This is a genomic window from Desulfovibrio fairfieldensis (assembly GCF_001553605.1).
Taxonomy (GTDB): domain Bacteria; phylum Desulfobacterota; class Desulfovibrionia; order Desulfovibrionales; family Desulfovibrionaceae; genus Desulfovibrio; species Desulfovibrio fairfieldensis.
On record NZ_CP014229.1, the window covers coordinates 2,410,050 to 2,423,645 of the forward strand.

Consider the following 13,596-nt stretch of genomic DNA (forward strand, 5'->3'; position numbering starts at 1 on the left):
TCCGCCCACGAAAAACCCCCGTGCCGGCCGTGCCGCGCCGGGAAAAGTTGTCCATAACTGAGGAGAAATTCGGTGAAGAATCTCAAAATCTGGGTCAAAATGGCGGCCGGTTTGGGCACGATCATCCTGTTGATCGTCATTCTCAGCGTCCTGTCCTCCAGGCTGCTGAAGCAGGTGGACAAGGAAACGGAAGCACTCAGGGACGAATATCTGCCCTTGCGGAATATCGCCACCCAATTGAACGGCAACATCCTGCGCGTTCCCGCACTGATGAACGACTACCTGCTCACGGGCAAGAAAGAGAGCTATGCGCAACTGGAAGGCGTTTTCCAGACCGTGGGGCGGGATTTCTCCGACATGGACGCCCTGCTGGCCAAATACCCGAGCCTGAACGGCGGGCGCACGGCCAAGGCCAAAGAATCCTACGACCTGCTGGAAAAAACCATTCGCGCTTCGCACGATACCAATGAACAGTTTGTGACGCTGCGCGCAAGCATGATCAAAACCGGCGCGGCACTGCTCCAGGAGGCGGCCGCCTTCGTTCAGGCACAGAACAAGATACAGGATGAGGCCCTGCGCGCCCAGAACCTGGAGGAATTGACCAGGGTCGTACCCCTGATCGGCGAGGGGAACATCATTCTGGACGAGGTCAACATCATCCGGATGTCCATGATGCGCAGCCTGGTCGAGCAGAACAGAAGTCATGCCAAAGACAATGTGCCGGTGCGTTTTCCGGCCCTGCTCAAGCACGTGGACGCTCTGAGCGCGCAGATCGTCAAACCGGCCATCCAGGAAATTCTAAAAAAACTGCGCGCGAACATCGTGAACTTCCGGGATGTGCAGGACAAAATGCAAAAACTCTGGGACGAGCAGGAAAAACTGACCGCCGCGCGCGCCCCGGCGCGTGAAACCACCCTCTCGCTCATGCAGCAGGTGGCCGAGGTCGCCGACAAGATGCAGAACAAGGCCATGACCCAGGTGGCCGAGGCTGTGGACAACGCCATTGCCGTGACCCTGGTCATCTGCCTGATCACCCTGCTCATCGCCGTCGGCGTGGGCTTCGGTCTGACCCGCTCCATCACCGGGCCGGTGTCCCAGGCCCTGCGTTTCGCCCAGGCCGTGGCCGGCGGGCGCCTGGACCAGCGCCTCGGCCTGGACCGCAGGGATGAAATCGGCCAGCTTTCCACGTCCCTGGACAGCATGGTCGATTCCCTGAACGAAAAGATCCAAGACGCTGAAAAGAAGTCGCGGGAAGCGGAAGAGCAGTCCCAGAAAGCGCTGAAAGCCATGGAACAGGCCGAAGCCGCCGGCCAGGAGGCCAGGGGCAAGACCCAGGCCATGCTGGCGGCCGCCGACAAGCTGGAAACCGTGGGCAGCGTGGTTTCCTCGGCCTCCACCCAGCTTTCCGCCCAGATAGAGCAGTCCGACCGGGGCGCGGCCGAGTCCGCGACCCGTCTCTCCGAAGCGGCCACTGCCATGAACGAAATGAACGCCACGGTCCAGGAAGTGGCCAAGAACGCCGGTTCCGCTTCCGCCGCCTCCGCCGAAACCAGGGAGAAAGCCGAAGCCGGGGCCCAGGTGGTGGAAAAGGCCGTGCGCAGCATTGACCAGGTCCACCAACTCTCCCTGGAACTCAAGGACGACATGACCCAGCTCAACGGGCACGCCCAGGACATCACCAGGATCATGGGCGTGATCTCGGATATCGCGGACCAGACCAACCTGCTGGCCCTCAACGCGGCCATTGAGGCCGCCCGCGCGGGCGACGCCGGACGCGGTTTCGCCGTGGTGGCCGACGAGGTGCGCAAGCTGGCGGAAAAGACCATGGCCTCCACTCAGGATGTGGGCAACGCCATCAAGGCCATCCAGGAAAGCACGTCCAAAAGCATGACCGGCGTGGACAAGGCCGTGGAGCGCATCGGCGAGGCCACGGAACTGGCCAGCCAGTCCGGTCAGGCTCTCCAGGAGATCGTGGCCACCGTGGAAGCCACCGGCGACCAGGTCAATGCCATCGCTACGGCCAGCGAGGAGCAGTCCGCCGCCAGCGAGGAGATCAACCAGTCCATCGTCCAGGTCAACGACATGGCCCGCCAGACCGCCGAAGCCATGGCAGAGGCCGCCAAGGCCGTGTCCGACCTGGCCGCACAGGCCCAGGGGCTTACCAATCTGATCCAGGAACTGAAACAGGCCTGATGGATGTTCGCCTGAACGGGCGGCGGACCCGCCCGTTCAGTCCTCGTCCGCGCCGGATTCAAAGAGCGTCAACAGAAGATTTACGGCATTCTGTGTGAGTATGAGGACAAGGATGCCGTTCCGCCCACGAAAAAATCCCCCATATTGGCCGTGCCGCGCCGGGAAAAGTTGTCCATAACTTAAGGAGAAGTTCGGTGAAGAATCTCAAAATCTGGGTTAAAATGGCGGCCGGTCTGGGCACGATCATCCTGTTGATCGTCATTCTCAGCGTCCTGTCCTCCAGGCTGCTGAAGGAGGTGGACAAGGAAACGGAAGCACTCAGGGACGAATACCTGCCGCTGCAGGATATCGCCACCCAATTGAACAGCAATATCCTGCGCGTTCCCGCGCTGATGAACGACTATCTGCTTACAGACAAAAAAGAGAGCTATGCGCAACTGGAAGGCGTTTTCCGGACCATCGGGCAAAATTTCTCCGACATGGACGCCCTGCTGGCCAAATACCCGAGCCTGAACGGCGGGCGCACGGCCAAGGCCAAAGAATCCTACGACCTGCTGGAAAAGACCATCCGCGCCTCGCACGACACCAATGAACAGTTTGTGACTTTGCGCACCAAGATGATCAAGATCGGAGAGAAGTTGTTCAATGAAGTGGAATCCATTGTTGCCGAGCAGGACAAGGTGCAGCAGGAAGCCATGCGCACGCAGGACTTGAATGAATTGATCCGGGTCGCGCCACTGGTCCGTGGCGTCAACCAGATCCGGGACCAGCTCAATATCATCCGGATGAGCATGATGCGCAGCCTGGTCGAACAGAACAGGAGTTATTCCAAAGACAACCTGCCCGTGCGTTTTCCGGCCCTGCTCAAGACTGGAGACTCCATCATCAAGGATTTCCGCAACCCGACCATTCTGCAGATTATGAAAAAACTGCGTGCCGGAGTCGAGGACTTCCGCGATGTGCAGGCCAGCATGGAGCAACTCAGGGACGAGCAGGAAAAACTGACCGCCGCGCGCGCCCCGGCGCGTGAAGCCACCCTCTCGCTCATGCAGCAGGTGGCCGACGCCGCCGACAAGATGCAGAACAAGGCCATGACCCAGGTGGCCGAGGCTGTGGACAACGCCATTGCCGTGACCCTGGTCATCTGCGTGATCACCCTGCTCATCGCCGTCGGCGTGGGCTTCGGCCTGACCCGCTCCATCACCGGGCCGGTGGCCCAGGCCCTGCGTTTCGCGCAGGCCGTGGCCGGGGGGCGCTTGGACCAGCGCCTGGGCCTGGACCGCAGGGATGAAATCGGCCAGCTTTCCGCGTCGTTGGACAGCATGGTCGATTCCCTGAACGAAAAAATCCAAGACGCTGAAAAAAAGTCGCGGGAAGCGGAAGAGCAATCCCAGAAAGCGCTGAAAGCCATGGAACAGGCCGAAGCCGCCGGCCAGGAGGCCAGGGGCAAGACCGAGGCCATGCTGGCGGCCGCCGACAAGCTGGAACAGGTGGGCAGCGTGGTTTCCTCGGCCTCCACCCAGCTTTCCGCCCAGATCGAGCAGTCCGACCGGGGCGCGGCCGAGTCCGCGACCCGTCTTTCCGAAGCGGCCACGGCCATGAACGAAATGAACGCCACGGTCCAGGAAGTCGCCAGAAACGCGGGCGCGGCCTCCACGGCCTCCGCCGAGACCAAACAGAAGGCCGAGGCGGGCGCGCAGGTGGTGAAAAAGGCCGTGCGCGGCATCGAGGATGTGCACCGGATGTCCCTGGCTCTCAAGGAGGATATGGTCCAGCTCAACGGGCACGCCCAGGACATCAGCCGGATCATGGCCGTCATCTCGGACATCGCGGACCAGACCAACCTGCTGGCCCTGAACGCCGCCATTGAGGCCGCCCGCGCGGGCGATGCCGGGCGCGGATTCGCCGTGGTGGCCGACGAGGTGCGCAAGCTGGCTGAAAAAACCATGGCCTCCACTCAGGACGTGGGCAACGCCATCAAGGCCATCCAGGAAAGCACGGCCAAAAGCATGGAAGGCGTGGAGCGGTCCGTGGCGCGCATCGGCGAAGCCACGGAGCTCGCCGGGCAATCCGGCGCGGCCCTGGAAGCAATTGTGGCCACCGTGGAAACCACGGCGGACCAGGTCAACGCCATCGCCACGGCCAGCGAGGAGCAGTCCGCCGCCAGCGAGGAGATCAACCAGTCCATCGTCCAGGTCAACGACATGTCCCGCCAGACCGCCGAGGCTATGGCCGAAGCGGCCAAGGCCGTGTCCGGCCTGGCCGCACAGGCCCAGAGCCTCACGGGTCTGATCCAGGGACTGAAAACGGCATAGCCGGAACTTTGCGGCCGGGAGTAGCGCATACCCCGGCCGCAACGGGGGGCGTTTGGACAGCACGCTCCCCAACCCAGGCGCGCCCCAGGACAGCGGGGCGCGCCTTCTTTGCGACCGGCAGCCGCGCGGCGGCGCTCATTCCCGGGTGGAATGCGAACCCGCAAGCCCATATGCGCGGGGCGGCCGAATATTTCGTATACTTTTTCAACTAGTTGAATATACTTAGAAAAAAGTATACTTATATTATCCAATAAAAATTTTTAGTCAGCTTTGCGACATTCTTCACTTGCGTTATCCCCGATATTGGTAAATATTTATTGAGGAACTAAAGTAAATGCATCAATTTTCCGATAAGCAAATACAAAGCGTTTTGTGCCCATTCCGCCCGCCGGGCAGCGGTTTGAAAGGCCTGAGATGGTTCCCCGCGCCTCCGGGAAGCGGACGGCAGCGCAATATTTTTTTGCAGAAGGCAGTGTGAAATGAAGAGATCCATAACCATATTTTCTCTTCGTAACGGCGCGGGGCATCCAGGCGCCGCGCTGAATTGCCTGCAGAGAGAGAGAGAGAGAGAGAGAGAGAGAGAGAGAGAGTAATTCCTCGATTTTTTTCCTTTTTTATCGGCTGACCCAGTTTAGCGGCGGTATGATGCGTGCTTCGCGCGCGGCATACCGCCGTTTTTTGCGTGTTTTTTTCGTCGCCGCATTGCATCGCGGACGAAATCGGAAACATTACATCAAAACCGTGAGCCGGACTTCTGCTATTGAAGTTGGAAGCCGCGCGGTTCGAACATTTGCGGCGGGGGGTTAGCGCATTTCCCGGCCGCAAGCAGGCGCGTATGGACAGCACGCGCCTCCCCGGCACGCCCCGAAGTGGACAGCGGGGCGCGCTTCTGGAAGCGGGGTGTTCTCCTGACGCCCCGCTTCTTTTTTTATGGGCGTTTCGGTATGTCTGATTGCCGGATGTCATGGACAGCAAAAAATCATTTCAATAACAGGAATGACTATACTGTGGGCATAAAAATTTTTCAGGATACTTCAATGAACAGGTCAAATAACATGCATCATTTTTCCTGTTGCGGGGCATTTGACCCCTCTTGTCAGCTTTCCACTAGAGAGAGAGAGAGAGAGAGAGAGAGAGAGAGAGAGAGAGAGAGAGAGAGAGAGAGAGAGAGAGACGAAATTAACAAAAATCTGACTTGCTTTGTGGGCGCGCATACGGGCCAAAGCGTCTCCGGCGACAGTGCGGGGCTTTGGCCTTTTTTGGGCGCGGCACACAAAACGTTCACTGGGGGGGAAGCATGAAACTCACCATTCAAAACAAGCTCCTGTTGCCCAGCCTGACGGCCCTTGTCATTCTGATTCTGTGCAGCACGCTGCTGGTTGCCGAGATGATCGCCAGCCGCCTGGAGGATAATTTCCGGCAGCAACTGGACGTGAGCAACAGCGTTCTGCTCAAAGGCGTGAACAACGCCGCCGTCAATTATAAGGACAGTGTGCGGGCCATGGCCGCCACGGCCCGGCTGCGCTCCCTGGCCAATATTCTGAGCGGGGGCCGGGCGGGAACCGATCCCGCAGATCTGGCGGAGGCCGCGCAATTGGCCCAGGGGGTTCTTGAAGGCTTCGCCAAGATGTACGCCTCCTTCCCGGTGGTCAACATCGCCGGGCCCGACGGCCTGGTGGTGGCGGGAAGCAACAAAGAGGCCATCGGCAAGGTAAATATCGGCAAACGCGCCTATTTCCACGACTCCATGCAGGGCGAAACAGTCATCTCCGAACCGCTTATGAGCATGGATATTCACGACAAGGCCATGGTGGTCTCCACGCCGCTGCTGAACGCCGCCGGCAAGCCCGCCGGGGTGCTTTACGCCATCCTGCCCTGCCGGGACGTCGTCGCCAGCACCATTGAGGGCGTGCGCATCGGCAAAACCGGCTATGCCTATATTGTGGACAACGGCGGCCTGATGCTGGCCCATCCCGACGCCAAACTGATCCAGGAATTCGACGCCAAGAAGGTGGAATGGGGACGCCAGGTGCTGGCCTCTCCCCAAGGAACCCTGCGCTACACCACCGACACGGGCGTGGACCGCCTGCTCAACTTCCGGCTGGACCCGGAATCCGGCTGGATCGCCGTCACCTGCCTGGACTTCTCGGAAATCAACGAAACCACGGCCCATATCCGCAATGCCGCCCTGGGCATCATGCTGGCCGGTGCGGCCATTGTGGGCCTGATCATCTTTCTGGTCACCCGGCCCATTATCCGCGACCTGCTGCAGTGCGTTGCGTGCGCCAAGGCCATCGCCGAGGGCGATCTGGACAAACAACTCACCATAACCCGCAACGATGAATTGGGCACGCTTTTTGACGCCCTGCGCAGCATGGTGGCCCACCTCAAGGAAATGATCGCCGCCGCCCACCAGGAGTCGGAAAAGGCCAAGGAGCATTCCCGCATGGCCGAGGAAGCCATGCGGCAGGCCGAACAGGCCGGCAGGGAAGCCCAGGCCAAGACCCAGGCCATGCTGGTGGCCGCCGACAAGCTGGAACAGGTGGGCAGCGCGGTTTCCTCCGCCTCCACCCAGTTGTCCGCCCAGATCGAGCAGTCCGACCGGGGCGCGGACGAGTCCGCCACCCGCCTCTCCGAGGCGGCCACGGCCATGAATGAAATGAACGCCACGGTCCAGGAAGTCGCCAGAAACGCCGGTTCCGCCTCCACGGCCTCCGCCGAAACCAAGCAAAAGGCCGAGGCGGGCGCGCAGGTGGTGAAAAAGGCCGTGCGCGGCATTGAGGATGTGCACCGGATGTCCCTGGCCCTCAAGGAAGATATGGTCCAGCTCAACGGGCACGCCCAGGACATCAGCCGGATCATGGCCGTCATCTCGGACATCGCGGACCAGACCAACCTCCTGGCCCTGAACGCCGCCATTGAGGCCGCCCGCGCGGGCGAAGCCGGGCGCGGTTTCGCCGTGGTGGCCGACGAGGTGCGCAAGCTGGCCGAAAAAACCATGGCCTCCACCAACGACGTGGGCAACGCCATCAAGGCCATCCAGGAAAGCACGGCCAAAAGCATGGAAGGCGTGGAGCGGTCCGTGGCGCGCATCGGCGAAGCCACGGAGCTCGCCGGGCAATCCGGCTCGGCCCTGGAAGAAATTGTGGCCACCGTGGAAGCCACGGCGGACCAGGTCAACGCCATCGCCACGGCCAGCGAGGAGCAGTCCGCCGCCAGCGAGGAAATCAACCAGTCCATTGTCCAGGTCAACGACATGTCCCGCCAGACAGCCGAAGCCATGGCAGAGGCCGCCAAGGCCGTGTCCGGCCTGGCCGCACAGGCCCAGACGCTCACGGAGCTGATCCGGGAGCTGAAACAGGCCTGATATTGACAAAATTGCGGCCGGAGGCAGCGCATACTCCGACCGCAAACGGGCGCGTATGGACAGCACGCGCCTTTCCCGGCGCGCCCCGAAGTGGACAGCGGGGCGCGCCCTCCTTCTTTTTGGGGGAATAATCCACGACATTTTGTAAAAAATGCATTTTATCATATGCGATATATTTATCATCGTATCTAATATTTTTTTACCTTTCATTAAGATGTTGTTACAGAATTTATATTTTGAAAATTCTTCTGAATACGTTCAAAATCAACTAAAGTTATCTTTCCAGAATCCGATATAGGACAACATAACTGCACAAAATTCTTTCGCTCAAGACCACTAACATGGAAAAACGCGTGGAGCGGCGTTTTGGACCGGCGACCCCGGCGGCCGTTTTCCGCTCAAGGAAATATGATGAAACGCATAACCGGACAGCCTCTTCTCCTGCATCGCCAGGCGGCGGATATCCGGCGTGGCTTTTCCTTGTGGCCAGAGAGAGAGAGAGAGAGAGAGAGAGAGAGAGAGAGAGAGAGAGAGAGAGAGAGAGAGCAGCAGTAACTAATGTCTCTCGCTCCTCTTCCGATGTTCGCAGCCCTGAGAGGCAGATACGGACGGCCAAACCGCATCTTCCCCTCAGGGCTCTAGCTGTTTCTGGGGCATACCGATTTTTCAAACAGTAGTAAGACAGAGTATCATAATCCGGGAGGAAACCATGACACTGAGGGCAAAACTTCTGCTGCTTACAGCAATACTGCTGATTCTGCTCTGCGGGCAGGGTCTCTTCAGCCTGTATCAGATGAACAGTATCAATGAGGCATCCACGGAAATCAGCAAAAACTGGCTGCCTTCCTGCAATGCGGCAAACAGCTTGAACACCCTGACGTCGGACTACCGATTGTACGAAGTCATGCACGTTTATTCAACGACGCCTGAAGCTATGGATAATTATGAAAAGCTGATGGATGAAACCCTTCAACAAATCAAAAAAACACAGAATGAGTATGTCAAACTGATTTCCAGCCCCGATGAACAGGCCATGTATAACGATTTTATCACCGCATGGGACGATTTCAAAAAAATTCATGACCAAGTTTTTCTTCTTTCCAAGGAGAACCAGACTGAAAAAGCCATGGCGCTGCTGACCGGCCCATCCAAGACGGCCTATCTCAAGGCGTGCGACCAGCTTCTCAAAATTGTGAAGGTCAACACAGAGGGCGGTGAAAAATCCAGCCAGGCCGGTGATGAAGAATATGAATCTTCCAAGACGCTGGTTTCCATCCTGCTGGTGGCGGGCATTCTCATCGGCGCGTTTCTGGCTGTCTTCATTATTCGCGGCGTGCTGCGCCAGTTGGGCAAAGACCCCGGCGCGCTTGACGGCATCGCCAGGCGCGTGGTGAACGGCGACTACAATGTGGACGACGGCAGCCCGAAAATCGGCGTCTATGGTTCCATTGTGGAAATGGTCAATGCCCTGAAAACCCATATTGAGAACGCCCAGCGCGAATCGGAAAATGCCAGAGAGCAGTCCCGCAAAGCCCAGGAGGCCATGCAGCAGGCCGAAGCGGCGAGCAGGGAAGCGCAAAGCAAGACCGAGGCCATGCTGGTGGCCGCCGACAAGCTGGAACAGGTGGGCGGCGTGGTTTCCTCCGCTTCCACTGAGCTTTCCGCCCAGATCGAGCAGTCCGACCGGGGCGCGGCCGAGTCCGCGACCCGTCTTTCCGAAGCGGCCACGGCCATGAACGAAATGAACGCCACGGTCCAGGAAGTGGCCAAGAACGCCGGTTCCGCCTCCACAGCCTCCGCAGAGACCAAGCAGAAGGCCGAGGCGGGCGCACAGGTGGTGGAAAAGGCCGTGCACAGCATTGAGCAGGTCCACCAGATGTCCCTGGAGCTCAAGGACGACATGGCCCAGCTCAACGAGCACGCCCAGGACATCAGCCGGATCATGGGCGTGATCTCGGACATCGCGGACCAGACCAACCTCCTGGCCCTCAACGCCGCCATTGAGGCCGCCCGCGCGGGCGATGCCGGGCGCGGTTTCGCCGTGGTGGCCGACGAGGTGCGCAAGCTGGCCGAAAAAACCATGGCTTCCACCAACGACGTGGGCAACGCCATCAAGGCCATCCAGGAAAGCACGGCCAAGAGCATGGAAGGCGTGGACAAGGCCGTGCAGCGCATCGGCGAAGCCACGGAGCTTGCCAGCCAATCCGGCGCGGCCCTACAGGAAATCGTGGCCACCGTGGAAGCCACGGCGGACCAGGTCAACGCCATTGCCACGGCCAGCGAGGAGCAGTCCGCCGCTTCCGAAGAGATCAACCAGTCCATCGTCCAGGTCAACGACATGTCCCGCCAGACCGCCGAAGCCATGGCCGAAGCGGCCAAGGCCGTGTCCGACCTGGCCGCCCAGGCCCAGGGCCTCACGGATCTGATCCAGGAATTGAAAGAAGCCTAACGACATCGTTGCGGCCGGGGTCAGCGCATCTCCTCCCCGGCCGCGCGCGGGCGCGTTTGGACAGTACGCGCCTATTCCCAGGCGCGTCCCGACGGACAACGGGGCGCGCCGTGCTCATGAGCCGGTATTGTCCGGCGCGGCCCCCCCATTAGAGAGAACGCGGATAATGCTCCCGGACTGCCCGCTTCAGTTCAGGCGTCCACGTCCCATGCCCGTGAAAATTCCCGATTGGAAAAAGCCTCGGCCAGTCCCTGCATCTGCTTCAGCCGCAAAACCTCATCCGGATCCATGCCGAGTTCCTTGCCGATCCGCTCATTTGTCCAGTTATGCCCGCGAAGCAAGGTCACAAGTTTCGCCGTCAACTCCACCTGATGCGCGCCGCGGGCCATATTATGGCGCACAGTGGACGTGATGCGGTCCTCAAGGTTTTTGTTGAGACGGACTATCGGGAGATAGCCCCCGAGGCTCTGCCGGACATTCGCCTTTGTCTTTACCACCTGGCGCCTGTGAAAGCCGTCTACCACGACCCATCCCTTTTTGTCGTCCGCCACCACGACCGGCATGGTCAGGCCGTCCTTTTCAATGGACAAGGTGAGCAGCCGCATTTCCGGCGGGGCGACTTTGTTCGGGTTGTACTCATTGCCCCGGACCTGCTCAACGCGAACGAGCTGTGGGCACGTCACCGGGTGCGGTATATTCAGGTAAGCCGAAGCCAAAGCGACAATACGGTTATACACCGCGACGCGCCTGTCCAGGTCGCCCTTTTCGGCCTCAAGGGCCCGCGCAAGTTTGGCCAGAAGTTCATTAATCTCCATGCTCAAATTCCTTTTTAAAGCGCACAAACCGCCCGACTTTACAGACGGAACTGAATCCATAACGGAAATAAAGCTCTCGGCGCGTCCAGTAATCCGCGGTTACCAGGCGAGCCGCGCCGGTCTCCCGCGCCTCCTGAATGCAGCGTTCCAGGATGGGAATGTCCGCCTCTCCCTCCAGAGCATATAAATGAAGAAGACAAGCCGCCGTTCGCCTGCGGCGCATAGAGCCGAAAGCCACAATCCGCGTCCCGTCTTCCATCATCACGAACCAGCGGCGGCCCGGCTCTGAGCTGATGACGCCGCCCAATGTCTCACGGATTGCCGGGCTTGCTATGTACTCGCCCAGCAACCCGAACAATTCACGGTTCTTTATCGGCTCCTCACCGTGAGTAAATTCCAGAAGTTCCATCACAGCACCATGTATTTCATCATCAGTTGAGCCTGGCGTTCCATTTCGCGCTTTGTCTGGGAAAAACTCAAGCCTTTGCACCAGTAGTCATTCTTCAGCAGGGTCTTGCAGATGCGTCTCCAGCTCGGAGCCTTACGGAGCCTCTCCTGTTCCACATCGGATTCCTGCGGAATCTCCTCAACGCCGTGCTTGGCCCACCACCTGAGAAAGGTCTTGATTTTTTTCCGGTAATGCGCGGCTGTGGGGGGAGGCATGGTCTCAAGCAGAAACTCCGCGTAACTTTGCCAGGTGTGCCCCTGTGGAAGATGAATATGAAAATTGCCAAGCACGTTTCCCGATTGTTCCACATAACGGTTGCCGAAATTTGCTCCTTCCACCCGCCCGACAAGCCTGGCCCATGTCTCCGGCTCCAGCATTTTAAAAAGCCAGAGCCCCTTCCGCTGGTCGTCGCCGTACGGCTGGCAAAGGCGCATCTGATGGATGCCGACCCCGGCCAGGTGCATAAGGTCGTAAATCCGATTGTAGTCCCAGCCTTTCCTGCCCGTGGCCGTCCAGATGTCCTCCGTCCGCCAGTCATATATCGGGTATGTATTGACAACGCCCGAAGGCGTTACGGTACTCCAGCTTCTTCCGTTCCAGCGCTGCTTGGTCGAAGATGCAATGGTACGGAAACGGTTCAGGGATTCATCACTGCGAATGGCCACAATGCAAGCGCAGGAGCGCCCCTCCGCAAAATGCTTTGCGAACAGGGGCGTGAATTCCTCAAATTCCATGCCCCTCCTGAACCAGGGAAAATAGCCCTCACTCGCAATCACCCCCGGATGCCTGGGGAGCTCACGAACCCACAGCTCCCGCGCGTCAGGATCCCAGCACAACCAATGCGGTTGCATCTGGGAAACCGAGTTTCGCAGGTGAATGGGCAGGCAAACCCAGCACGGACGGACGTCAGGCCGGGTCATGATGCGCGTGACGAAAGCGTCGGTGTGCGCATACCATGCTTCCAGGTCGACATGCAGCACGTCTAAAGGGAGGCGCCCCTTCTCCCTGGCGATCTCCAGGGCGTACTGCACCACAAGCCCGGAGTCTTTGCCTCCGGAAAAGGAAACATACACGCGCTCAAAACTGTCAAAGATCTCCTCAAGCCGCAGACGCGCCGCGGCAAACACGTCCATCCCAAGGAAATGCTTCATGCAATCAACTCCACGAACCGCCTGCGCGAGAGATGCCGCGCAGTATCAGAGTCCTTTCACGATGCGCCCTTTGCGAAAACAGATGAATTCGATCTTTGCGGATGCATTCCCCGCCATAACAGCAGATATTGACTTCCATTCCAGGACCAAAAAAATTTCAATCTGTGCATTCAGAGAGGAATACACAGTTATTGCAGAAATTCAGTCGTCAATCAGATTGATCATATTTAATTTATAGTGCCGATCAAGCCGTCTTTAAATTTAAATATACAATAAAATTTTGCGAATATTATTATATAAAATAATTTCAATAGTTATATATTATAACTATAACATCTATTAACAATTATATATAATATTTCAAATAATATAGAACATATTTTTTAATTTAACAATATAACGTTACAGGCATACTGGCGATGCTCTCCATATCTGCCTAAAATTCTCCGCTCGTTCCCGCCCCAGGCATTGCGGCCCGCGCGAATGGTTCCAGCCGCCTCCTCCCGGCTGTGCGCCGCACCGCCAGATGTGAAGTCCCCAAATAGCAGCGGACTATCTTTATCAAAAATTTAAATAGGTTATTCCCGTTATGTCTGAGAAAGACCTTTTCCTGATCTTGATTTCCAGAGAGATATAAAGAAAAGTATTTTACAGCCGATTAGGCAAAATATGTAAGAATATGACAACGGTGCGGAATGCGATTCCAGGTGGCCCTCCACCGTTATAAACAACAAAACTTCACGTCGGATAACGCCATGAGCACCTTGTCCACCGCTCGTTCTTCCACCGCGTCGCCTACGGCGGCCGCGTGTGGGCTGAGAGAGAGAGAGAGAGAGAGAGAGAGAGAGAGAGAGAGAG

At 58.4% G+C, this 13,596-nt stretch carries 9 protein-coding genes; 6 read left to right on the forward strand and 3 right to left on the reverse strand.

What is annotated here, in order from left to right:
- Window positions 1-72 precede the first annotated feature (72 nt).
- The 6 genes from AXF13_RS10280 (at window position 73) to AXF13_RS10295 (ending at window position 10,324) form a co-directional block, all read left to right on the forward strand.
- Window positions 73-2,193, forward strand: a complete 2,121-nt coding sequence (locus AXF13_RS10280; protein WP_062253054.1) for a HAMP domain-containing methyl-accepting chemotaxis protein — start codon at window positions 73-75, stop codon at window positions 2,191-2,193.
- A 194-nt stretch (window positions 2,194-2,387) separates the two neighbouring features.
- Complete coding sequence (locus AXF13_RS10285) at window positions 2,388-4,508, forward strand: HAMP domain-containing methyl-accepting chemotaxis protein (RefSeq protein ID WP_062253056.1); 2,121 nt, start codon at window positions 2,388-2,390, stop codon at window positions 4,506-4,508.
- A gap of 1,037 nt (window positions 4,509-5,545) precedes the next feature.
- Window positions 5,546-5,809: a hypothetical protein gene (locus AXF13_RS16790; RefSeq protein ID WP_150116153.1), complete on the forward strand. Its 264-nt coding sequence runs from the start codon at window positions 5,546-5,548 to the stop codon at window positions 5,807-5,809.
- A complete protein-coding gene (locus AXF13_RS10290; protein ID WP_062253057.1) occupies window positions 5,806-7,875 on the forward strand; it encodes a methyl-accepting chemotaxis protein in 2,070 nt (689 codons plus the stop codon). Before AXF13_RS16790 ends, AXF13_RS10290 begins: the two co-directional genes overlap by 4 nt.
- Window positions 7,876-8,286: 411 nt before the next feature.
- Window positions 8,287-8,430, forward strand: a complete 144-nt coding sequence (locus tag AXF13_RS17130) for a hypothetical protein (RefSeq protein ID WP_190276343.1) — start codon at window positions 8,287-8,289, stop codon at window positions 8,428-8,430.
- Window positions 8,431-8,584: 154 nt separating this feature from the next.
- Window positions 8,585-10,324 carry a methyl-accepting chemotaxis protein gene (locus tag AXF13_RS10295; protein WP_062253059.1) on the forward strand — a complete coding sequence of 580 codons (1,740 nt, stop codon included), beginning with the start codon at window positions 8,585-8,587 and terminating at the stop codon, window positions 10,322-10,324.
- Between the two features lie 191 nt (window positions 10,325-10,515).
- On the opposite strand, the gene AXF13_RS10300 is transcribed toward AXF13_RS10295, so the two are convergent.
- The 3 genes from AXF13_RS10300 to AXF13_RS10310 are packed head-to-tail and all read right to left on the reverse strand — an operon-like array spanning window position 10,516 to window position 12,738.
- Window positions 10,516-11,139, reverse strand: coding sequence for an IbrB-like domain-containing protein (locus tag AXF13_RS10300; RefSeq protein ID WP_062253061.1), 624 nt, complete (start codon window positions 11,137-11,139; stop codon window positions 10,516-10,518).
- Complete coding sequence (locus AXF13_RS10305; protein WP_062253063.1) at window positions 11,129-11,548, reverse strand: GNAT family N-acetyltransferase; 420 nt, start codon at window positions 11,546-11,548, stop codon at window positions 11,129-11,131. Before AXF13_RS10305 ends, AXF13_RS10300 begins: the two co-directional genes overlap by 11 nt.
- Window positions 11,548-12,738: a DUF3440 domain-containing protein gene (locus AXF13_RS10310; protein WP_062253065.1), complete on the reverse strand. Its 1,191-nt coding sequence runs from the start codon at window positions 12,736-12,738 to the stop codon at window positions 11,548-11,550. Before AXF13_RS10310 ends, AXF13_RS10305 begins: the two co-directional genes overlap by 1 nt.
- Window positions 12,739-13,596 lie beyond the last annotated feature (858 nt).